Annotated in this window: 15 protein-coding genes and 5 pseudogenes; 15 read left to right on the top strand and 5 right to left on the bottom strand. The window is 29.3% G+C overall.

The genetic code is table 11. The annotated features are described in order from the left end of the window. The 10 genes and pseudogenes from fliR to ACWUD1_RS01330 all read left to right on the top strand — a co-directional run bounded on the left by fliR (nucleotide 1) and on the right by ACWUD1_RS01330 (nucleotide 10822). Entirely contained in the window at nucleotides 1-789 is a 789-nt protein-coding gene (gene fliR / locus ACWUD1_RS01375) for a flagellar biosynthetic protein FliR (protein WP_472756755.1), read from the top strand. After that, nucleotides 786-1907 (top strand): flagellar biosynthesis protein FlhB, encoded by a 1122-nt coding sequence (flhB, locus tag ACWUD1_RS01370; protein WP_472756754.1) that lies wholly within the window; start codon nucleotides 786-788, stop codon nucleotides 1905-1907. Before fliR ends, flhB begins: the two co-directional genes overlap by 4 nt. Before the next feature lie 12 nt (nucleotides 1908-1919). Continuing rightward, nucleotides 1920-4007, top strand: coding sequence for a flagellar biosynthesis protein FlhA (gene flhA, locus ACWUD1_RS01365; protein ID WP_472756753.1), 2088 nt, complete (start codon nucleotides 1920-1922; stop codon nucleotides 4005-4007). 1 nt (nucleotide 4008) lies between these two features. Further along, nucleotides 4009-5175, top strand: a complete 1167-nt coding sequence (flhF, locus tag ACWUD1_RS01360; protein ID WP_472756752.1) for a flagellar biosynthesis protein FlhF — start codon at nucleotides 4009-4011, stop codon at nucleotides 5173-5175. Between the two features lie 12 nt (nucleotides 5176-5187). Next, entirely contained in the window at nucleotides 5188-6075 is an 888-nt protein-coding gene (locus ACWUD1_RS01355; protein WP_472756751.1) for a MinD/ParA family protein, read from the top strand. A 5-nt stretch (nucleotides 6076-6080) separates the two neighbouring features. Then, the gene (locus ACWUD1_RS01350) at nucleotides 6081-6551 is read left to right on the top strand and encodes a hypothetical protein (protein WP_472756750.1); all 471 of its coding nucleotides are present in this window, start codon (nucleotides 6081-6083) and stop codon (nucleotides 6549-6551) included. A gap of 2 nt (nucleotides 6552-6553) precedes the next feature. Continuing rightward, nucleotides 6554-8452 carry a FapA family protein gene (locus ACWUD1_RS01345; RefSeq protein ID WP_472756749.1) on the top strand — a complete coding sequence of 633 codons (1899 nt, stop codon included), beginning with the start codon at nucleotides 6554-6556 and terminating at the stop codon, nucleotides 8450-8452. Nucleotides 8453-8477: 25 nt separating this feature from the next. Continuing rightward, on the top strand, nucleotides 8478-8786 hold the full coding sequence (locus tag ACWUD1_RS01340) for a hypothetical protein (protein WP_472756748.1): 309 nt from the start codon (nucleotides 8478-8480) through the stop codon (nucleotides 8784-8786). Between the two features lie 21 nt (nucleotides 8787-8807). After that, nucleotides 8808-9363, top strand: a pseudogene (locus ACWUD1_RS01335) (DUF6115 domain-containing protein). Next, nucleotides 9305-10822 (top strand): Hsp70 family protein, encoded by a 1518-nt coding sequence (locus ACWUD1_RS01330; RefSeq protein WP_472756747.1) that lies wholly within the window; start codon nucleotides 9305-9307, stop codon nucleotides 10820-10822. The pseudogene ACWUD1_RS01335 and the gene ACWUD1_RS01330 overlap by 59 nt, the downstream one beginning before the upstream one ends. A 65-nt stretch (nucleotides 10823-10887) precedes the next feature. Here ACWUD1_RS01330 and lepB read toward each other — a convergent pair whose 3' ends face one another. Continuing rightward, a complete protein-coding gene (gene lepB / locus ACWUD1_RS01325; RefSeq protein ID WP_472756746.1) occupies nucleotides 10888-11406 on the bottom strand; it encodes a signal peptidase I in 519 nt (172 codons plus the stop codon). Nucleotides 11407-11462: 56 nt separating this feature from the next. Between lepB and ACWUD1_RS01320 the strand changes: the two are divergent. Beyond that, a pseudogene (locus tag ACWUD1_RS01320) lies at nucleotides 11463-12735 on the top strand (peptidoglycan DD-metalloendopeptidase family protein). A gap of 24 nt (nucleotides 12736-12759) precedes the next feature. Here ACWUD1_RS01320 and ACWUD1_RS01315 read toward each other — a convergent pair. Further along, nucleotides 12760-14145, bottom strand: coding sequence for a tetratricopeptide repeat protein (locus tag ACWUD1_RS01315; RefSeq protein WP_472756745.1), 1386 nt, complete (start codon nucleotides 14143-14145; stop codon nucleotides 12760-12762). Nucleotides 14146-14363: 218 nt separating this feature from the next. On the opposite strand from ACWUD1_RS01315, the gene ACWUD1_RS01310 reads away from it, so the two are divergent. The 4 genes and pseudogenes from ACWUD1_RS01310 (at nucleotide 14364) to ACWUD1_RS01295 (ending at nucleotide 20922) form a co-directional block, all read left to right on the top strand. Then, the gene (locus ACWUD1_RS01310; protein ID WP_472756744.1) at nucleotides 14364-15635 is read left to right on the top strand and encodes a hypothetical protein; all 1272 of its coding nucleotides are present in this window, start codon (nucleotides 14364-14366) and stop codon (nucleotides 15633-15635) included. Beyond that, a pseudogene (locus ACWUD1_RS01305) lies at nucleotides 15628-17755 on the top strand (flagellar assembly lytic transglycosylase). Before ACWUD1_RS01310 ends, ACWUD1_RS01305 begins: the two are co-directional and overlap by 8 nt. A gap of 15 nt (nucleotides 17756-17770) precedes the next feature. Then, nucleotides 17771-18564, top strand: a pseudogene (locus ACWUD1_RS01300) (undecaprenyl-diphosphate phosphatase). Between the two features lie 12 nt (nucleotides 18565-18576). Then, the gene (locus tag ACWUD1_RS01295; protein ID WP_472756743.1) at nucleotides 18577-20922 is read left to right on the top strand and encodes a DNA translocase FtsK; all 2346 of its coding nucleotides are present in this window, start codon (nucleotides 18577-18579) and stop codon (nucleotides 20920-20922) included. A 63-nt stretch (nucleotides 20923-20985) separates the two neighbouring features. Here the strand turns inward: ACWUD1_RS01295 and rpsU are convergent, their stop codons facing one another. The 3 genes and pseudogenes from rpsU to recJ form a co-directional block, all read right to left on the bottom strand. After that, complete coding sequence (gene rpsU / locus ACWUD1_RS01290; protein ID WP_012422030.1) at nucleotides 20986-21195, bottom strand: 30S ribosomal protein S21; 210 nt, start codon at nucleotides 21193-21195, stop codon at nucleotides 20986-20988. 19 nt (nucleotides 21196-21214) lie between these two features. Then, nucleotides 21215-22159, bottom strand: a pseudogene (locus tag ACWUD1_RS01285) (M23 family metallopeptidase). Nucleotides 22160-22163: 4 nt separating this feature from the next. Continuing rightward, nucleotides 22164-24284, bottom strand: a complete 2121-nt coding sequence (recJ, locus tag ACWUD1_RS01280) for a single-stranded-DNA-specific exonuclease RecJ (protein WP_472756742.1) — start codon at nucleotides 24282-24284, stop codon at nucleotides 22164-22166. Nucleotides 24285-24300: the final 16 nt, after the last annotated feature.

Here is a 24300-nt window from a genome sequence, read left to right as displayed (position 1 = left end):
ATGAATATTAATTTTTTAGTTTTTAAGTCTTTTATAATCTTGCCTGTTTTTGTTAGAGTTTTTATTTTTCTAAGATTTTCACCTTTTTTTTCAATTATACGAATGAGTTATTTGAATCTTTTCTTTGCTTTGATTTTATCTATTATTATGGTAGACAAGATTAATGTTATGTATCCTTTAGATAATTTGATGGTATTTATGTTGATATTAGTAGGAGAAGCCATTTTGGGGTTGCTTCAAGCTTTTTTTGTGAATATCATTTTTAGTGTATTTCATTTACTTGGATTTTTTTTCTCGAATCAAATGGGACTGGCTTACGCAAATATTTTTGATGTCTTCATAGAAGAAGATAATTTAGTAATATCTCAAATATTTACTTACCTTTTTTTGCTTTTATTTTTATCAAATAATTTTTTATTGCGTTTCTTTATGACAGGAGTTCATGATTCTATTTTAAAAGTTAGAGTTGAGCATTTAGTTAATATTAAAAATTATGAGTTTGTTAAGTTAATGCTTCATTCCTTTACTATTCTTTTTGAAAAAGCTTTGGTAATTTCATTGCCAGTATTGGGAGTGTTGTTACTTTTATATTTGATCTTAGGCATACTTTCAAAGACTTCTCCGCAGATCAACTTATTAATGATTAGTTTTTCAGTATCCTTGGGATTAGGATTAATTGTTTTGTATATTGGTTTTCCAAGTTTGGTAGTGTCTGTAAAAAGAGTAATTGAGCTTGCTTTAGGATCTATGAGAAACGCCTTAAATTTATTTTCTGAGATCTTAGAATGATTGCTAGAAATGAGATCTTAAATGAGCATTGGTATATACCCCTTAATTTTTTTGCCTCAGAAGATGAAGGCAGAACTGAACTTCCTACTGAGCAGAAGAAGCAGAAAGCAAGAGAAGAGGGGCAAGTATTAAAATCAACTGAAATTAATACAGCAGTTACGCTTTTAATTTTATTTGCTGTATTTTTTTTTATGTTATCTTATTTTGCTCACGAATTAGCAAGTATTTTTAGATGGCAAGCCAGCAAGCTTCCAGGAATAATGTCCATTAGTATTTATTCATTGGGCTTTGCATATATCAAACCAATGCTTGGATATATGCTTGTATTTCTTTTAATATCATTGTTGGTTATATTTTTAATTAATGTTGTTCAAGTTGGGTTTTTAATAACCTTTAAACCCATAATTCCTAAATGGGATAGAATAAATCTGAATTTTTCAAAGTGGATAAAAAATTCTTTTGGTTCATTTGATGCTTTTTTTACTTTGTTTAAAAGTTTATCAAAGATTGCTATAATATCTTTTATATATTATATTTTACTAAAAAGTAATATAGGCAAAATCTCACGAATGTCTGAATACGGTCTTGAAGATGGTATTTCTATTATATTAAGTCTTGCTTATAAAATGTGTTTTTTTTCAGTAATGGTATTAATGGGTATTAGTGTACTGGACTATCTTTTTCAAAGAGCCCGTTATATTGAGAATCTGAAAATGACAAAAGAAGAGGTAAAGCAAGAGCGCAAAGAACTTGAAGGTGACCCTTTGCTTCGTTCTAGGATGCGTGAACGGATGAAAGAGATTTTAAATGTTAATTTAAGGGCAACAGTGCCTCAGGCGGATGTAGTGATTACTAATCCAGAGCACTTTGCTGTTGCTATTAAGTGGGATAGTGATACCATGTTAGCACCAAGAGTGCTTGCAAAGGGACAGGATGAAATTGCATTTGTGATTAAACAAATTGCAAGAGAAAATAATATTCCTGTGATGGAAAATAAACCGCTTGCGAGGGATCTTTATGCTAATGTTGCCGTTAATGAAGAGATCCCAAGAGAATATTGGGAAATTGTGTCTAAAATTCTTGTGAAAGTATATTCTATTGCTAGAAAATTTAATTAGAGGTTGAGTTATTTGGATACGGGAAAAAATTCTGTTTTAGGTTATTTTGGACTTGATAATAAGATAGACTTAGTAGTTGCAGTTGGTTTAATATTTATTGTTGCTGGTTTTATTTTGCCACTTCCTGCATTTATTTTGGATGCTTTAATAGCAGTTAATTTGGTAATAAGTCTTTTAATTATTCTTATTGTCCTTTATTCTAAGCGTTCTCTTGATTTTTCAGTTTTTCCAACACTTTTGCTTGTTATGACGATTTTAGGTCTTGTTTTAAATATTTCTTCTACTAGATTGATTCTAACAAAAGGAATAAATTTTGATGGTCAAATGATACGAGCTTTTGGAACATTTGTTGTTGGAAGTTCTGGTACGCAAGGTCTTGTTGTTGGGTTTATCATATTTCTTATTATAATTGCAGTTCAATTTATTGTTATTACTAAAGGTGCTACAAGAGTTGCTGAAGTGGCGGCTCGTTTTGCTCTTGATGCCCTTCCTGGGAAACAGATGGCTATTGATTCTGCCTATAGCTCTGGGAACTTGACAGAAGAGGAAGCTACAAGGCAAAAAAATGATTTACAAGCTGAAGTAAATTTTTATGGTGCTATGGATGGTGCTTCTAAGTTTGTTTCAGGGAATGTAAAGGTTGGATTTTTAATAACTCTTATAAATATTTTAGGTGGGCTTATTATAGGAGTTACTCTTCAAGGTCTTGATTTTAATGATGCACTTAATAATTATGTTTCTTTAACTATTGGTGATGGACTTGTATCGCAGCTTCCATCTTTATTAATTTCAACTGCAACGGGACTTGTTGTTACTAGATCGATATCAAGAAATAGTTTTGGAGGAGAGATAGTTGAACAATTTACATCCTTTTCAGGAGTGTATTGGATTGTGTCTGGATTTTTATTATTTTTGGCATTTCTTCCAGGGTTTCCTACATTGATACTTATTCTTTTAGGTCTATTGATAGCATTTTTAGCGTATTCGCTTTCTAACTTAGCTAGAAGTAGAGAACTTAATGAGAGACAGAAAGCAGAAGATCAGGTATTAAGTTATGCTGATAAAGAAATTGCACCTGTAGTACCATTAGACCCATTGGCTTTAGAGATTGGGTATAATCTTGTTCCATTAGTTGATGATTCAAAGACCTCAGAACTTCTTGATTGTATTGTAAAAATACGTCGTGAGGTTGCTCTTGAATTTGGTATAGTTGTTCCTAAAATTAGAATAGTAGATAATATGAGGCTTGAGCCAAATGAGTATGCATTTAAGCTTAGAGGAGTAGAGATTGGACACGGAGAAATTAAGTTAGGTAAGTTTTTAGTTATAAATATAGGTTCTGATTCTGGTATTGAAGGGGAACTTACAAAAGATCCTTCATTTGGACTCCCATCTCTTTGGGTAAATGATAATGGAAGAGAAATTGCTGAAAAATTGGGTTATACTGTAGTTGATCCACCTTCAATTATTGCTACTCATATGACGGAGCTTATTAAGGGGCATGCTTGTGAGATTTTAACTCGTCAGGATGTTCAAAATATTCTTGATGTGTTTAAAAAGGATTATGGTGCTATTGTTGAGGAAGTTTTAAAAGATTTTTCAGTTGGAGAGATTCAAAGGGTATTACAAGGTCTTTTAAGAGAACAAGTTTCAATACGTAATTTAGTTACAATTTTTGAAACGATAGCAGACTTTACAAGTATTACTAAAGATACTTTCTTTTTAATTGAAAAATGTAGGCAAGCAATTGGAAGGCAAATAGTTGGTGGGTATTTAGATTCTAATTTGGAGCTTAATGTGATTACAATAAATCCAGAATTTGAACAAAAAATAATTGATTCACGACTTGAGGCCAATAATGATCTTATAAGTTCTCTTGAACCGAATTTAAAGACTAAATTTATATATGAACTTTTTAGGCTTATGAATGAGGTTCAATCACAGGGATATTATCCTGTTATATTATCGAGTGAATCTGCACGGCCTGTAATAAGGGTTTTAACCAGCAGAGAGCTTTCAGATATTATTATTATATCTGTTTTAGAGGTTCCTAAAAATGTTAAAGTTAATGTACTCAGAACAGTAGAGGTTGAAGAATAGTATGGTTCAGTATTTTACAGAGAGAGGTCCTACCTATAATGAGGTCATAGAAACAGTTAAAAAGAAGTATGGAAAAAATGCTAGGGTTATGACTTATAAAACAATATCTCATGGGGGGATATTTGGATTATTTAGCAGGGATTGGATTGAAGTTTCAGGATATGTTAGGTATGATATCGGACAACAGCAAATAAATGTTGAAGAGGAAAAGCGTAAGATTCTTCAAAGCATTAAAAAGGAAGAGAGTTCTTCGATTGAAGATGTGATTAAGGAAGTTAAATCTCTTAAAAATGAGCTTGCGCATCAAAAGGAAGAAGTCAATCATCCGACAATTTTAAAGATAGAAGATATTTTGCGTAGTAATGATTTTTCTGAAAGTTATATTAGAGATATTAATGATTTTGTTAAGAGAGAGTTCAGTTTGTCAGATCTTGATGATTATGATAAAATTAAAGACAGCGTTATAATATATATTGCTAAGACTATTAAATGTTCAGGGTCTCTTATTGATAATCTTAAAAAAAGGATTTTTATTTTAGTTGGACCTACAGGCGTTGGAAAGACTACTACTATTGCAAAACTTGCAGCAATTTATGGGATTAATAGTGATGACAAGAGTTTAAATATTAAGATTATTACTATTGATAATTACCGCATAGGAGCTAAGAAACAAATTCAGACATACGGTGATATTATGGGCATTCCTGTTAAGGCGATTGAGTCCTTTAAGGATTTGAAAGAAGAAATCACTCAGTCAAAAGATTTTGATCTTGTCCTAATTGATACAATAGGTAAAAGTCCTAAGGATTTTATGAAGCTTGCTGAGATGAAGGAACTTCTTAATGCTTGTGGTCGTGATGCTGAATTTCACTTAGCCGTTAGTTCTACTACAAAGACTTCAGATATTAAAGAAATATTTCATCAATTTTCTCCCTTTGGTTACAAGACAGTGATTTTTACAAAACTAGATGAGACAACATGTGTTGGCAATTTAATAAGTTTAATTCATGAAATGAGAAAGGAAGTTTCTTATATTACTGATGGGCAAATTGTTCCTCATAATATTAGTATTGCAGAACCGCTTACCTTTATCAAGAAAATAAATGGGTATAGAATAAGCGATGATGTTGAATTTATTCGAAAACTAAAAAGTAAATCTTATTATTAAGGATAATATATAATGGAAGATCAGGCTCAAAGTTTACGTGATATTATGAGATTGAATAACAAGACTAGTTTTATTATTGATGACAAAATTCAAAATAGTAGGACTAGATTTATTTCTGTTGCCAGTGGTAAAGGTGGTGTTGGTAAAAGCAATATTGCTGTAGGTCTTGCTCTTAAGTATGCAAATCTTGGTAAAAAAGTTTTAGTTTTTGATGCTGATATCGGAATGGCTAACATAAATATTTTACTTGGAGTTATTCCAAAATATAGTATTTATCACATGATTATCCAAGGTCGAGGTATTAAAGATGTAATAACAAAAACAGAATATAATATTGACCTCTTAGCGGGTGCTTCTGGGACAACAGAGCTTTTAGATTTATCAGAAGCTGAGATGAACCAGTTTATAAAAGAGTTATTAAAAGTTTATGAATATGATATAGTGATAATAGATACTAGTGCTGGAATTTCAAGACAGGTTGTTTCATTTTTGTTTTCTAGTGATGATGTAGTTATTGTCACAACGCCAGAACCTACTGCTATAACTGATGCTTATGGTGTAATCAAGGTTTTATCTCACAGAATGGAGAATTTAAAAAATTTACGATTGATTGTAAATAGAGTAGCTAATGTAAGTGAAGGAAAGGTAGTGGCTAAAAAGGTGATTGATATATCAAGTCAGTTTTTGAATTTAAATATTAATTATTTGGGATATGTTTATGAAGATCAGAATATTAGAAATTCTGTTTTTAAACAAAGACCTTTTATTTTATTAAATCCTAATAGTAAGGCTAGTTATTGTCTTGATGCTATTGTTGCTGCTCTTGAAGAGATTACTCTTGACAATAAAAAAAGAAGAGGTGTAATAGGTTTTATATCTAAATTTTTTGGCATGGAATAGATAATATGTTATTTAATAATAAGAAAATCAAGTATATTTTATTCTTTAGTGCGTTTGCATTTATTCTTACGTTAATTCTTGGCATTCTTGCTAGTGTTCCTTTGATTACAGTATTGTTTAGAGCTTTTTTTCAGTTTATATTTTTTTTCTGTATTGGTCTCTTGCTTGAGCTTATATATAAGAAGTATTTGTATGATCTTTTTAGAGATGATACAGGAGATAATATTAATGAGTGTAATGATGCTAATAACCCTAAATTTGATAATGTGAATTCTTTTTCTGAAAATATTTCTGTTGGCAATGATGCAAAGAGTAGCGATAATGATGAGTTTGATGCAGAATTAGAAAAATATAAAGGTAATAGATCTGAGGACAGATTTAAGAGTAAATTGTCAGATCAGGTTTCATATGTTGAGAATTCTGATCCAAAGACTGTAGCTGAGGCTATTAAGACTTTGATAAATAAAAAGGAATAATTATGACTAATATTAGCGAACTTGCCGAGTTGAGAAATAGAGTTAAACGTTATTTAGAAAGGGAAAATAGTGTTAACCTAATAGAAGTTGAGGCAGATACTCTTGAGGAAGCCTTAAACGATGCTTCTTTAGAACTCTCAATTCCCTATAAAGACTTAGATTATGAAATTTTGATGCGTGGACATAAAGGACTATTTGGATATGGTAAGAGAAAGTGGAGGGTCGTTGCTTATAGGAATTCTTATACAAAGCTTGGCGCTGCGCATTTTTTGTATTCACAAGACGGTTCTGAAGAAATTATTTCTTTAGATGGGCAATTTTTTATCAGAAGAACTTCTAAGGGAGTATTTTTGAAAGTTACCCATGCTCAGGGGAATGGTAGTATTGTTAAGCTTAAAGATGTGATGGATAAGTTTGCTTTATATAGTAACATCAAGGATGTAGATAAGAATTTGATCGGGTTGATGGTTGATAATGCTAATGGTAAGTATGAGCAGGTAGCTACTTTTGAGGCTAATCTTGCTGAGAGTGTAACTATGATGGTTCATATCGCGGAAGATTCAATGTCGGTAACTATTGAGTTTACTTCACCTGGTCCTAATGGTGCTGAGGTCTTAGAGAAAGATATTTATAATATTCTTAAGAAATATGGGATATTCGAACAGTCCTTTCTTAAAGATAAGATAAAAGAGTTTGTTGACCATCCGTTTTATGGAGAACCAGTTGAGATGGCGAAAGGGATGAATCCTGTGAAGGGAAAAGATTCTTATCTCGATTTTATTGCCAAGAGTAAACATTTAGGTGAGCATGGTGCTGGAGCTAGTGAGTTTAGCAATGTTAATGCAGGAGATGAATTAGCAGAGATTGTTCCTTTATCAAAAGGTGCTAATGGATATACTGTTTTTGGGAAGGTATTAGAAGCGGAGCAAGGTAGGGAACTAGACTTGATTTTAGGGGATAATACCTTTGTAGAGGGAAATAAGATTATAGCTGGTTGTAATGGATATATATCTATTGACAATGGAGTAATTTCTGTTCATGACGTTTATGTTATTGAAGGTGATGTTGGACCTGGCACTGGGAATATAGTGAATAATGGTATGGTTCTTATTAAGGGAAGTATTTTAGATGGGTATAATGTTATGGCTAAGAGTGGAATAGAGGTTAATGGGCTTGTTGGTAGATGTAATTTGAGTACTGATGGGGCTATTATTCTTCGTAGTGGAATCAATGGAAAGGGTGGTTCGGAGATTTATGCAAAAAAATTTATTAAAGCCAAATTTTTAGAAAATGTTAATGTGCGATGTGAAGGGAATATTGAGGTTATAAGAGGGATTGTTAATTCTTTTGTTTCATGTACAGAAAAGGTACTCTGTATTGGAAAAAAGTCTAAGATAGTTGGCTCTGAGGTTAATGCAAGAGAAGAGGTTCGGGCATATTCTATTGGCTCTGAGGGTAATGCTGAGACTTCTATTTGTGTTGGGTGTGATCCTGAAATAAAATCTTTACTTTCAAGGTTTACTGAATATCTTGAGAAAATTGAGAGACGTTTGGAAGTTTTAGTGAAAGATATTTCGGTATTAAAGAAAAACATTCAATTGACAGTTGATAAAGCTGAAAAATCTTTAAAAATTGATAGTTGTAACGAGCTTATTAATGAGCGAGATATTTTGATTTTGGAAATAAAGATGGTAAGAGATAAGCAGGAAAGTTTACAAGAGGAGCTTGAAAATAGTAAGATTGATGGCAAGATTTTTGTTGAATGCATAGCTTATGCGGGAGTTAAGTTACATATTAAAGATGCTTATTATGAACTTCCAAGAGATTATCAGAATATCACCTTTGTAGATGATGATAATATTATTAAAATGGTAGCTTATGTTCCTTTTAAATCTAAATAGTTTTTTTTTGGGGGGGGATAGCTTTATGGATATTAATAGTTCATCTGAGGTTGTGAAGATAATTACACAAAGTGCTTTTAAGGCTAGTGAAATTTCAAATGAAAATATGAGGAAAAAAAAGATAAGAGAAGATAAGGATTTAAGTTTAAATCAAAACAAAAGCTATCATGTTGATTCTGAAATAAATAGGGTATCTTCAATTGATGACATCAAAGATAATAATGTTGATTTTACAATGTCAAAATCTAATGTCAGTAATGTTAAGGATTTACCTGAGGAGGATATTAAGTTTAATGATCCTAAGCTTGGGAGAAATATTGATATTGAGCGATAGTTTAGTATAATAGGATATTCTATGTTTATTGTTTGTTGTTTTATTTTGATTATATTTATTTTTGTATATTTTCATTTTTATATTGGTTTGAAAATAAAATCTAATAGCATACTGAGAAAATTTAGAAGTGAGGTGGATAAGACTATTATTGAGATTAATCAGGCCACCGATAGGAATATAAATATTATTGAAATAAAAATTGAGAGTTTAAATAGGATTATTAAGGAAGTTGATGAGAGGATAGAAATCCTTGATCAAAGATTATTAGGGTTTAATGCCCATTCAATTTCAATGGGAAATAATAATTTTAGCATGAAAAATGACAGTGGTGTTTATAAAAGTAACGTAGATTATTCAATACCTACTATTGAAAAAAATATAATTAAGGAAGGATATAATATTCGCCAGCAAGTGATTTCGCTTTATGAGCAAGGAATGTCTTTGGAAATAATTGCTAAAAAATTGAAATTGGATCTAGGTGAAATTGAGTTAATTGTTTCAATTCATAGGGGTAATTAATGAGAAGATGGATAGGAATAGATCTTGGAACTACAAATACTGTAGCGTCTTATTTTGAGGCTAATTCTAGGATCGTATTAAATGATAGAGGTGAGAGGATCACACCTTCTGTTGTATCGTTTACAGATTCTGGTGTAATTGTTGGCAGCATTGCTAAACATCAGATATTAATAAATCCAGATAAGACTTTTTATAATTTTAAAGCTAATATAGGTACAAATGTTTCTTATAAAGTAGGCAATGATACATATAGACCTGAGGATATTGCTTCTTTTTTGCTTGCAAATATAAAGACAAATGCCGAAAAATTTTTAGGTGAGGAAATTTACGATGTTGTGATAACTGTTCCTGCGTATTTCTCTGAAATTCAAAGGAAAGGTGTTGTAGAAGCGGCAAGTCTTGCGGGATTGAAATGCCGGGCAATACTTAATGAGCCAACAGCAGCTGCTCTATCTTATGCTGTTGAAAAACAGATAGAAGGGTTATTTCTTGTCTATGATCTTGGTGGTGGAACTTTTGATGTTACGCTTTTGGAAAAACAAAATGATGTTTATACTGTTCTTGCAGTTAAGGGTGAGAACAAGTTAGGTGGGAATAATTTTAATGAAGTTATAGAATATCATGTTTTGTCTACTTTTAAAAAAGAATGTCCTGACATTAATTTAGATGATATTATTCTTCTTGAGCAGATAAGAGACAGAATTGAAGATGCTAAAAAAAACTTATCTGTCATGGATGAAGTTAGTATTGTATTACCTTTTCTTGATGGAAAACATTTAAATTATAAAATTAAAAGAGATGATTTTAATTCTATGATCAAGGAATTTATAGATAAAACCATTAGTCTTACAAATGAATGTATTGCCGATTCAGGTGTTGAGATTGAAAGTATTTCAAAAATAATACTCTCAGGGGGTTCAACAAGGATTCCTTTAGTTAAGGAGAGATTGAATGAAATGTTTCCTGGGATTGAAGTTTTAGATTTTTTAAATCAAGATGAAGTTGTTGCCAATGGGGCAGGTATTCAGGCTTTTAGTCTTGCAAATGATAGTCCTCTGATTCATTTTAAAGATGTAACACCTTATTCTCTTGGTATTGAAACTTATGATGATGGATTTTTTACACTAATTAAGAGAAATACTATATTACCAGTTTGCGAGAAGAAAATATTTACAACAACTAATGATTATCAAGAAGAGATTGAAATACATGTACTTCAAGGCGAGTATAAAAAGGCATCTTTAAATTATTCTATAGGTAGGTTTTTCTTTAGTAATATACAAAAAGCCTTAAAGGGGGTTCCAAAGATAGAAATACTTTTTAGTTTAGATGAAAGTGGTATTTTAAGTATTTATGCTAAAGATTTGGATACTAATGCTTCTAAATCAATTCAAATAAGAATGACAAGTGCTTCTTCTGATTCTAATTTTCAAAGAAAAGGTGTTTTCTCTTCTTTAGATGTAGACGAAAATATTAATTCTAGTGATACATTAGAGGATGTGGTTGAGTTGTTTTAGGTATTAGATACCGCCCCGAATATACAAATATTAGTTTTATCATTCTAATTGTTGTCCTAAGCTTTTTAAAGGCAATATATTATCTTTCCAATAATATCATTAATATTTATAAATCCGTATGCTCTTGAATCAAGGGAAATTTGTTTGTTTTCTCCTATGACGAGATAATAATCCTTTGGAATATATACGCTGTCTAGTTTTTTAAGATGTTTATTAGTGATATTAAAGTTCATATTATCTATGGATATTACGTTTTTTTGTAATTTTGTAAATTTTGTGCCTGGTATGGCAAAGATTTTTTTAACAGATATGTTTTTTGTTATAGGGTCTTTAATAAGTACCATTTCGTTTTTTTTGGGCATATTCCACAATACAAGATATGCTTCGCTGTTACTGGATCTTATTCCATAAGCTAGTTTGTTATTTATTATCCAGTGTTTTTCTAAAATTACTGGCAACATTGAAGCTCCCTTAACTAAATGAAAAGATAAAAATAACTTTATGGTTGTTAGTATGAATATCAAGGCCAATGTGATGGATATAAATATTTGTTTATGAATTGTAAACACTTTTAAAGCTTCCATTTTAAATTTTTCAAAGAATTGAAATTTTTAGTGTATATTATATAATAGGGCATGCTATGATTATACCAAAAAAAGATCAGAATATACTTAAGAGAAATAGAAACTTTATATTGAATAGAACTGTTAAAGGTGATTTTGAATTGAGAGATTTTGGTAATATTCGTAACTTGCATAGAAAGAGACGAAAATTTTTTTTTCGTTTTATTAATTTTATAAATATTCCAAAGAAATTGTTTAATATAATTAAATTATTGTTTTTGACTTTAGGCAGTGAAATAGCAAGCATTGAGCCTTATAAGTACCGCTTGTCTTATAAGAATACTCGCTTTAAAATACTAAATGTTTATAATTTTAATTTAACTTATATAACTTATAGTTTAATTTTTAGATTGAATGCAATAATTTTTGTTTTAATATTAGTTTTTTATTTAAATATTTTTTCATACTATGGTTCGTACATTTTTCTCAATAAACTGGGGTTTCCTAAGGATTATTTTATTGATACTTTTTTGTACTATAGTGATTAGGACTTAAGTCAGAATCAATAATCATCTATTTGGATTTGATTCAAGTACTTATGAGACGATCGTAAAGAAGCCTTTTATTTTAAAGGTAGTTCAACATAAAATTAAGCCTGGGGAGACGCTTTCTCATATTGCGACTAGATATAACATAACAAGTGAGACTTTAATCTCTTATAATGATATTAAAGATGTAAGAAACATTAGACCTAATTTTGTTATTAATGTGCCTAACATGAAAGGGGTTCTTTATACTGTTGGAAAGAATGATTCTCTTTCATCAATTGCAAATAAGCATAAGGTATCCAAGGTGGCTATTCTTGATGCTAATAATCTTGATAATGAGGTTTTATATTTAGGTCAAAAGTTATTTATTCCGGGGGGAAAAATGGCTAAGGACGTGCTTAAGAATGCCTTAGGAGAAACTTTTTTATTCCCAACTCAAGGAATTATTACATCAGGTTATGGATATCGTCCAGATCCTTTTACAAAGACTATTAGTTTCCATAATGGAATTGACATTGCAAATGTAGCTAATACGCCCATTTTTGCAACAAGAGAGGGTGTTGTAGTAACTGTTGGATTTAGTGTTGGGGGATATGGAAAATATATTATTATTTCTCATAATAATGGTTTTCAAACTCTTTATGCCCATTTAGGTTCATTTGCAGTTAAAGTTGGACAGAGGGTTGCAAGAGGGCAAATAATAGGACGCATGGGCAGTACGGGGTATAGTACAGGTAATCACTTGCATTTCACTATTTTTAAAGATGGAAAAACGGGAAATCCTATGAAATACCTGAGATGATAGAGACAATAAATCCAAGATAATTTATATGTACTTTGATATATCTAATGTTTTTAGTATTTGTATTAATTTTCTACCTTCAATGATATCAATTAATCTACCTTCAATGATTTGCTTTGCTTTATCAGAAAATGTGGCGGGTGCAATACACAATCCTTTTAACTTGCTTTCTTTTGTCTTTGAAATAAAGTCTTTTAAGAATAATTCACCAAAATTTTTTTGATTTGTTCTGACAAATCGAACTATAAGACTTTCTTCCCATTGGTTATTTGCTAATTGAAAATTTATATCTATAAATTGTGAAGTTATTTCATTTATTTTTTGTTCTCTTACTTGGAATTTGTTATGATAGAGTTTGAGAATAATTGCATTGGCAAGATTATTAAATTTTTCTTTTGAACTTCTAAGATATATTCTTAATGCTAAATTTTCATTTAGTTTTTTGCTGAATTCGAGTTTTTCAGTAATTTTTTTATAGTGAGGATCAATTCTTTCAACTTGAGTAAATGCTTCGGTTGCTTTTTTATAATTTTCACATTCTATATAGAGTTCCCCTAGTTTGTAAAAGAGCTTAAGAAATATTTTTGTAGGTAAATCAGGTTTAATTTTCATTATTTCTCTAACATTATCTTCTAGTTTTTTTAAATCGTGATTTTTTGCGTTAATATCGGATTCAATTAAAAGAGCTTCGTATATCATTCCATCTTTATTTTTTATTTTATCTGCAATCTCAAGTGCAATATGGTCTTGATTTACTTGAGATAGAGATTGAGCATATGCGAGCAGAGCATTTACGTCATTTTGTATATATTTACTTATAGTATTAAATATTCCAACGGCTTTAATATAGTTTTGAGTATAAAAAAGTATTATTCCTATATGTTTTAAAACGTCATTATTGTTTTTATCAAGTTTATATATTTTTGTGAAATAATGAAGTGCTTCTTTATAATATGCATTGCGCAAAAAAGCGACCCCAAGATAGTAATTCACATCTATATCGTTTTTTTTCATGGTATATGCTTTTTTAAGAGATTCTAGTGCGTCTACATTGAAGTTCCTCTCAAGATTATAAACACCATAACTTAATAAAGCCTTAAAGGTATCTATTTCATGATTTGCAGGGTTTGATTCTGCAAGTTGGCATAATTTTCTGGCGTATTTAATTCCATTTTCAAAGTCTTTATTGAGGTAATAATAATCGTTGAGTGTTTGTAAAGCATCAATTTCATTGGGGTTTGTTTTTAATATGTTAGCAGCTCGTTCTATTGATTTTTTTGTTTTATCTGATGTTTTCTTGAGTTTACTGCTTTTTTTGCTCATTTTTGTATTTGGTATTGCAATTTTAAAGAACAAAAATACCAAAATGGATATTGCAATTGAGGAAAGTATTATGAACAGTGGCAACACTTAGATTTCTCCTAAAAATTATATTATATTAATATTACATAAATAAATTAATAAATTACATAAGCAAAATAGTAATTCATATTAAATATTTGTAAACATTTTTTATTCTTAATAAAAGCTACTTATAAGTTGAATATAATATTAATTATATTATATTATTGTTATAGTTAATTATATATAGATTTGTTGTTTACAAAGGAACAAAAAGGTTGGAATTCTTGAAAGGGTTTTTAGCCATAAGGCTTTCTAATAATGAATATTTTTCAATTTTAAGTTTGAGTGATCCTGCTACAAAAAAAGTGGTACTAGGTAAGGTTGAAAATGAAACTAATGTAAAACTTGATTTTTATCTTAGTGAATATGAAGATTTTGCTAATCCTGTTTTTGTTGGGTCTTTTTTCTTAGATAATCTTAGAAAAGAGAATTCTGACATAAATGTTTATTTCAAAGTAGACTCTATGATATTTTATGTTTATGGTGAATGTGCTGGAATTAAAAATAGATCTAAGTTCGATTTAAGTTTGATTAAATTTGACGTAGATTCAGAAGAGATTAGTGAATCTTTTGAAAATACTAAATCTAAAGATTTGTCTGTTAGTTTAGATGCTAATGATGCCCGTACTTCGGAACTTGGCAAAGAACTAGATAGTTTTGTTGATAAAGGTCAAAATAATTCTTTAGATGTTGATTTGGGCAATATTGATAATTTACTTGAGTCGCAAGATTTATTTGAGAATGAGAAGCTTACTTATGGTGAGAATGATTTAGATTTGTCAGAGAATTCTTTAAACTTAGATAATGAAGATAATGATGTATTGATAGATGAAAGTGTAAATTTTGACTCTAATTTTAACTCTAGTCTTAATTTAGAAAAGAATTTAGACGAGTTTGATTTTAATCCTACAAGGAATGAATCTGAAAATGGTATTCTTGAAGACGAAGGTATTGAACATTCCCTTGTTAATAATAAGAATATTCTTGATACTCTTAGTCAAGATAGCCAAGATAATTTTGATTTAGAAAATATTCCTGTTGATATCAGTGACATAAGTGTAGTTGATGGTAAACTTGATGCTAATAAGGAGAAATTAGTAGGCAATAAGAATACTACTTTTAATACTAATTTTAATAGTGTTGGTGCTAATGATCATGATTTGAAAGATTCTTACTCTGATGAATGGAGTATTGATAATATTATTATGGATATTGATAAGGACTTAGATGAGAGTGGGTTTGATGATGTTACTTTAGATTTTAGTGAGGATGATTTGATTACAGCAGGCGTTGAAGAGCATAAAGCAGATCTGACAGCGGAAGAAGGGATGATTCAAACTCCTATGCTTTATTTAAGTCTTATTTCTTTATTTCTTTTGATATTTTTTTCATTATTTTTGATTTTTTCTAAAATATTAAATCCTAGAAATTTTTCAATTTCTTATTTTTGTGATAAAGAACAAATTACTAAATGTGAAAATCATAATTATGTTTAATAAAATTATTTATTTGTTTTTATTAAGTGTATTATCTTGTTCTTTTGGTAAAAGTTCTTTAAAGAATAATATAGTGAAAAAAAATATAGATGATTTTGATTTAAATCATTTAAATTGGTTATGGAATTTTGATTATGCGGAACGAAATTTTGATAAATATTTTGGCATAGATAGAGATTCTTATGTGTATATTGCTTATCTTTTCAAAAAGATAGGATATAATGAAAAATTTGAAGAGTATATGTATAAGGCAATAAAGAGTGGTAGTGATATTGTGGCTCAATTTGCTGGTGTTAAACTTATTGAATATTATAATGCTAGAAAGGAATATCCTGCTGCTGAACTTCTTGGGCGCAAGCTTTATAAAAGATATGATCATAATAAATTTATTGTATTAGGATATTTTAAGAGTCTTTATTGGCAAAAGAAAAATGATGAAGCTCTTTTAGTTTTAGATAAACTGGAAAAGATGGATTTTGGTAGGTATCAAGAATATGAAAATCTTTTATTTAAGGCAGTTCTTTATTTTAATGCTAATAATATTGATTCATCATTGATTTATTTCAAGAAATTGTTTGAAGATTTACCAGCAGAGTATTTACATGTAAGGGCTTATGATTATCTTACTTTGCAAGATCGGTCTAATCTTTTAGATGCAAGTTTTTTAAATCTGGTGAGGTTTAAAGCCTTGGTAGCTAATGGAAATTTAGAGGATGCAATCAAGATATTAAATGATGATTTTAAAAAATATTGGAATAATTTTACATTTTTAAATGATGTTTATAAAGCTTTTATGGGTTTAGGATACATTAATAAAGCATTATATTTTTTTGACAACTTAGATAGTGTGTATAAGGATTATTATTTAGGACTTATTAATTTAAAACTCAAAAAAGACATAGGCTTGCTTTCCATAGCTAAATATTTAGAAAGTACTTCTTTTGAAAATGAATCTTTTAGATTGATCATGCTTAATGAAATTTTTGGTAATTTGATTTTTCTAAAGAATGCAAGAAATTATTTTGCTCAAAATATAGCTAGATTTTATACCAGTAAGGATAAGAGTGATCTGGATTTATTAAGGTATTAGATGAATATATTTTAGAAGCTGTGCAACTTGAAGATTATGGTAATTTATATGCACTCTATCATAATGGTCAAAATATTATTGATGGTGCTGTTTTATCTAGGCTTGCTTTTATTAATGCAAGACTTATACATCATAAATTGATTCCTCCTCAAACAAGAGATGAATATAATGAACTTTTACGTTCTGCTATTAAGTATAATCGGATATCTTATTCTTCATTTATGAGCAAATATTTATTAAGTCAAAGTATCAATGATCTTTTTGATAATGATTTAAGTGTTGAGCATGAACAGTCTGACTATGAAAGATTTTTAGAGGGATTTTTAAAATTCAATCTTCATTCTTATGTTAGTGCTTTTGTTGCTAATGATTTTAAGAATGGTTATAGATTTTCTTCTAATTTTTATCGTAACCTTTATGATGAATTGGTAAAGTATGGGTATCATTATGAATCTATACTTGCTATTAACTATCTTGTAAAACAAGATAATCAGCTTTATGTAAAGATGATTATAAACGTCTCTATCCGTGTTTATATAATACTTTAATTAAGTATTGGGCAAAGAGGCGGGGACTTGAGCCTAGTCTTGTATTTTCTTTAATAAAAGCTGAAAGTAGTTTTAAAGTAGATGCTGTATCTAAACCGGGTGCTATTGGACTTATGCAGATTATGCCTTTAACATCAATTGATGTTTCTAGAGAGATTAAATATTATGATTATGATTTAAAACAACCTAGAGATAATGTTATTATAGGCACTTATTATTTGGGTAAGAGAATAGGAATGATGGGAGCGGTGTATAAAGCTCTTGCATCTTATAATGGCGGAATTGGTAATGTGCGTAAATGGGAAAAGGATTATGGACATTTACCCAAAGAGCTTTTTATTGAAGCAATTCCTTTTGGACAAACTAGAAATTACGTTAAGAAGATATTAGTTTATTGTGTACTATATGATGCTTTATATGAAAATAAGGGAATGGATTTTATCATAGAGTATATTATAGGTAAATTTCCCAAGAATTTTTAGGTTTTTGATAGCTAGATGAAAAATGTTTTAATGGTTATGATTTTAGGCTTTATTCAAGGAATTGCTGAATTCTTGCCTATATCAAGTTCAGGGCATTTATTACTTTTAAAAAAGTTTATGCATATTGATCTTCCAATCGTATTTGATATTTATTTGCATTTTGCAACCGTTTTAGTTGTAATGATCTATTATAGAAGACGAATATTAGAACTTATAATAGTTTTGGTAAGGTTTTTTTGTAGAAAAACTACTAAGTTGGATTTTGAAGGATTAAGAGTAATATTACTTATATTGATAATCACTCTCACTACGGCATTGATTGGTTTTTTCATAGAAAAGTTTAAGGGAGTGTTTACTCTTAATGTGGTTTTAGCCAATTTTATTTTAACAAGTATTTTGTTATTTTTGCTTGAATCTAAAATTATCGTTTTGGATGTGAAAAATAATATTTTTCTTGTTGGCTGTTTGATTGGGATTATGCAGGGAATTGGAGCCATGCCAGGTATTTCTAATCAGGAATTACAATTTTCGCTGCAGTTTTGTTTGGATTTAACAGAGCAGATGCATTTGAGATTTCTTTTTTAGCTTTAATTCCTATTGTTTTTGGAAGTTTACTCTTAAAGTGTAAGGAATTATTTGAATCAGATATGTTTTTTAGTATTTTTGAGATTAATCTTGGAGCAATTATTGCCTTTGTTGTAGGATTGTTTTCGATTAATGTGTTTGTTAGAATATTTAAGCGTGGTAAGCTTTATTATTTTTCAGTTTATCTAATTGTGCTTGTGAATTTAGTTTATTTTATCTTTTGATTGTATAATAGTATGAAAAATTTTTATCATTATTTTCAGTTTTTGTTTTTTTTTATGTTGGCCATTATATCATTTTCATTGTTTGTGGCATTCACTTTGTTAAGAGATATATATGTTTTTTTCATTTTTAATCTTATAGGTCAAATGTTGATGAATACTTTTTCATTTTTATCATTTTATCTGATACTTTATCCACTTGTAAATTGGTACGTTTATCGGAATAACATGTTTAGTAAGAAATTTATATTTAATTGGAATTATACGGTTATTTTATTTTTTACTTTGACATTTTGGTTAAGAATTAATTCTGATCTTGAAAGTTCTAATTTTGTTAATTGGTTTTTAGTTAACTTTGGGATTATTCTTGGTAATTTTTTTATTTGTCTTATTTTAATTTTAGAAATTATTGTTTGGATTTACTTAAATTATGTGTTTTTTAAAGATGCTAGTTTCATTTTAAGTACTTTTCACTTTATAGCATTTAAATTAAAAATCTTTTTTGAAAGTGTATTTGCTTATTTGCCGTTTTTAAGTACTTTAAAGATTAAAAAAGATATTAAGGTTTATAAAGATTGTGATGATCATCCTAATGTAAGTGAAACTTTAAATCAAGAAGATAACATTATTAATGATGAGGAGTATCAAGCTTTATGGTCATTTGAGACTTTTTTAAGAAAGCCTAATAATAAACGCTTAGATGTTGATTTAGATAAAACTATTTTTTCTGAATTAAATACGCAAAATGAAAAATTATCAGAAGAGCAATCTTTACAGGAATCCCAGTGTGATTTAAATACTGAAAGCGATTGTAAGTATAAAGTATTAATAGAGTTTGAGGATAATAAATTAGTGGCTGGAGGAAAGATTAAGGCTAGTGAAATAAGACATAAGGGAATAATAAATAATATTGCTAAGGTTGATGATAAAGGTTTATCAATAAATAAGAGCAGTAATATTTACTCAGTGGATATTTCTGTTTTTGATCAGAGAGAACCCAAGAGCGAAATTGAGGATATTGAGTATGAGAGAGAAATTCAGAAACAAGCAATGATTTTGCAGGAGACTTTTAAAGAGTTTAATATTAATGCTAAGCTTATTGATGTTATTAAAGGCCCTGTAGTTACAATGTATGCTGTTCGTCCGGACAAAGGTATTAAGCTTTCGAAAATAACTTCTATATCTGATAATATTGCCTTAAGATTAGCAGCAGTGCGAGTTAGAATCATTGCACCTATTCCTGGTAAGGAAGCTGTTGGTATTGAAATTCCTAATAAAAGACGAGAATTTATTTTAATATCAGAAATAATAAGTAGTAAAGAATTCAAAAGCGATTTTAAGGTGCCTTTTGCGCTTGGTAAAGAGATCAGTGGAAGCAATGTTGTTTTTGATCTTGTTACTGCTCCCCACCTTTTAATAGCAGGTGCTACTGGTGCTGGGAAGTCAGTTTGCGTAAATTCACTCATTGCTTCAATTATTTTTTCAAAATCCCCAGATGATGTTAAGCTTGTGCTAATAGATCCTAAAATGGTTGAACTTAAGCTTTTTAATGATATTCCACATTTACTAACTCCAGTTATTACTAATGTAAGTAGGGCTTTAGAAGCTTTGCGTTGGTGTCTTGATGAGATGGAAAGGAGATATGTTCTTCTTGATAATTATCTTGTCAGAGATATTGATGCTTATAATAAAAAAATATTTGAAGAAAATTCAAATGAAGTTCCATTACCTTATTTGGTAATCATTATTGATGAATTTGCGGACTTGATTCTGTCTTGCAGAAAAGACTTAGAAAATTTAATTTCTAGACTTGCGGCTATGGCTAGGGCCGTTGGGATGCATTTAGTTCTTGCTACTCAAAGACCATCTGTTGATGTTATTACTGGAGTAATAAAGGCTAATTTTCCTTCAAGGATTTCCTTTATGGTTGCAAGTTCTATGGATTCAAGAATAATTCTTGGAGCATCAGGTGCTGAAAAGCTTTTAGGAAAAGGTGATATGCTTTATGTTGGTCCTACCACACCTTTTCCCCAAAGAATTCAAGGTGGATTTTTAAATGAAAAGGAAGTTTACAGGTTAGTTGAAGAAGTTAAAAAATTTGGTTTTCCAAATTATATTGATGATGAGATATTTATTGATAGTGCTGTGAAAACTGATATTGAGGTTTTAACTCCGTCAGACGAACCCATGTTTGAGGAAGCGCTTGAAATTGTTCGTTCTACAAAAAAGGCTTCCGCATCTTATCTTCAAAGGCGATTAAAAATAGGATATAATAGGGCCGCACGCATTATTGAGCTTATGGAAGAAATGGAATATATAGGCCCTGCAAATGGCTCAAAGTCACGAGATGTTTTTATTTAAGCATTAGATGCAATAAAAATAAATAGTTAAAAAGGACATTCAATATGAATATCCCCTATTGTATTATTTTCCAATTTTTTGTTTTAATTTTCTTACTTTTTTTGCCTGCTTTCTTTTGAATGCTTTTTCTTTCTTGACGCGAATGGTAGATGGTTTTTCATAGTATTCTCTTCTTTTCCATTCCCTAATTATTGCCTCTTTTTCAATCATCCTTTTAAAACGTTTTAGTGCTTTTTCTAAACCTTCATTTTTGTCAACATTGACAGTTACCAAAAAAATCACCTCCTTATTTTTACTCTATCTTTTTAGTGTTATTGATTATTTGATTTTTGTCAATAAGCATTTGTGCTAAGAAAAAATCTGGATTTACTGCAACTCCATTGATCCTAACCTCGAAATGTAAATGAGGTCCTGTTGAAATTCCCGTGTTTCCAACATGACCAATATATTCACCTGTATTAACTATTTTATTTTCTTTAACTCCAAGTTTGGAAAGATGTAGATAAATGGTAAATACCCCTGGTAAATGTTGAATGATGACGGTTTTACCAGTAATCTCTCTATTTCTGGCAAATGCTACTTTTCCTCTGCCAGCTGCAAATATTGGTGTTTTTTCTCTTTTAAATGGAGCATAATCTTTGCCATTATGCATTGTATGGCTTGATATTTTTTTAGTGTCTTGCATATAAATTCTTTAATCCCCATAAGGACTGCTTATTTGATATTGATCTTTGATTGGGTGAGACAAAGTATCATAGTGGTAGATTGTTGTGTCTTCTATGTTGCCAATTATATTCCATAATGCAAGAGCTTGTTTTTTTACTTTAGGTAGTTTTTGGCTTTGAATGAGTTTAGACTTATTTTTGTTAAGCTTAACTGTTGTTTTTTTAAATTTAAATTTTTTTATTTCTACTTCCTTTAGTATATATTTTTTATTTTCAAATTCTACTTTAATCTTTCTTTTTCCTTCTTTTATCATTGGGGTGATGCCTATTATGGCTATATAATATTCTCTGTTTCCCACGTTGAATTTAAAAGGAGACGCATGTAAAATAGATTTTTGATTTGTACTGAGGAGAGATAATTTTTTGAAGTTTTTATTGCTTGCAAGATAGATATTTTCTCCTTGGAAAGCTTTTTCTTTATAGTAAATTCTGATTATATCATTGCTTACTGCATTTATATTATTAATTAACCCTATTAGTAAGATAAATAAAAAAGCTTTAATTTTAATCACTGGTTTATTCTCTGTTTGTTTTCTTTTTGATATCAATAATTTTTAAAATTTTATCGTTTTGGATATAGAGGTCTTCACCAATTGTAAATATTATGTCTATTGTTTGGCCATCTTTGATGCCAAGTTCTTGAATAGTTTGAGTACCATTAAAGTAGATAGCTTTATAATAATCTTGATTGTGTTTGATTTTCATGCTTATATGTTTTGAATTTCCATTTTTATCTATTGTTCGAAGATCATGGACATATGCATCTTTCATCATTAGAATAAATTCTCTAAATTCGTGTCCATAAGGTTCAAATAAATCTATGATTTTTAAAAGTTCTCTTTTATTGAAATCTTTAGGTATAGTTGCATCAATTAGTATTGAATCTTCACATAGTTTTTTGTACTCTATCTTATCAAGGGCATCTTCAAGTTCTTTTATAAATTCGTTTAATAGGTCTTCATAAAGTGTAAATCCAGCAGCAGCTTTGTGCCCCCCACAATTTATTAGTAAATGACTTGGTATCATTGAAATTAATTCTTTTGAATTGATTTTATTGTTTGATCTTATGGAGCCTTTGATGATATTTCCTTGCTTTGTTAAGAAAACGGCAACTTTTTGATAATAAGCTGATAATCTTGTTGCCATTCTAGAGCTGATGCCTTTTGGAGTATGCTTATCATAACATACTATGAATTTATCGTTTTTGAAGATAGTATTTTCATTATGTGTGTTCCAGGATATATCTTCCTTGTGTTTTCTTAAAGTATTTATGTTTTTAATTTCTTTGAATCTACTTTCTATTTTATTAGTATCTTCGGTTAATAAAAATTGGATTGTGATATCTGCTTTTTCAAGTCTTCCTGTTGAGTTTAATATAGGAGCAATTTTAAATGCAATATCTGTTGCAGTAATGATGGGTTTTGTTAGTATATTGACTTCTTTTAAAAGATAGTTGATTGACATGTTTTCTCTTAGTGCTATTTCTTTAAGGCCTTCTTTGACAGCTATTCGATTTTCATTGATAATTGGCATATTATCAGCTATGGTTCCTATTGCTACAAATTTAAGTCTCTTAAGACAATTTTGAAGTAAGTTTTTATTTATTTCAAATATTATGTTATAAAATATATAATATAGTTTTTCTTGAATATTGACTTCTTTATATTTAAAATATTTGGTGATTTGCATAAGTTCTTTTAATGTTTTTTTTGCAAATTTAGGATATTTTTTTATAAAATCTTCATTGATATCGATTGTTTCAATATCGATTTGTTGGTTAAAAAATTCATTTATAAGTTGAGTTTGTTCATTTTTATTAAAAACAACTATGTATTTACCTTTTGCAAATTCTGCTAGTTTATTGGTATTGATTTGCATATCATTGTTGCTTTCTAGAATTATATATTTTTTTAAAATATAATTATTAATTTCTATTGCATGGAGTGTAATTTTGTCATTTAATTTTTCTAGGAATAGAAATATTATATTTTTATTATAAAGACTAGTAGTAGAGAGATATAGCGCAAGACATGCCTTAAAACTGACATAACATCCAGCTATTTCTTTAAATGGATAAAGGTCTCCTTTTAAATGGGGATCAATAATGATATTTTCTATGTCAATTTCTTTGTTTGGGAGATGATGATCTGTGATTATGACTTCTATATTTTTTGACCTTGCATAATTTGCTTCTTCTATATTAGATATTCCACAATCAACAGTAATTATTATTGATATTTTATCTTCAAATGCTTTATCAATGACCTCTTTCGTAAGACCATAAAATTCTCCATTAGAAGGTATCTTGTATGTTGCATTGATTCCAAGTTCTTTAAGGCTTTCATACATGATGATTGTAGCTGTGATTCCGTCTGCATCCTTATCCCCAAAGATTAAGACATTTTCCTTTTCTGCAATGGCTTCTTGCATTCTATAAATGAACTTATCTATGTTTTTGAGTAAGAATGGATTGTGCATTAAGTTTACACTACTTTCAATAAAAAATAAAAAATCTTCTTCCTTAACTTCTCTTTTAAGTAGTAATGTCGTTTCAAGAATGTTAATATTATATTTTTTTGAGATATTGATTATATCTTCTTTTTTTATCTCAAGTTCTTTTTTCTTCCAAGTTTTCATATTTTATTCCAGTTTG

This window comes from Borrelia tillae, assembly GCF_055693965.1.
The sequence above is the reverse complement of the archived record's forward strand: the minus strand, read 5'-3'. Positions and strand labels throughout refer to the sequence as shown.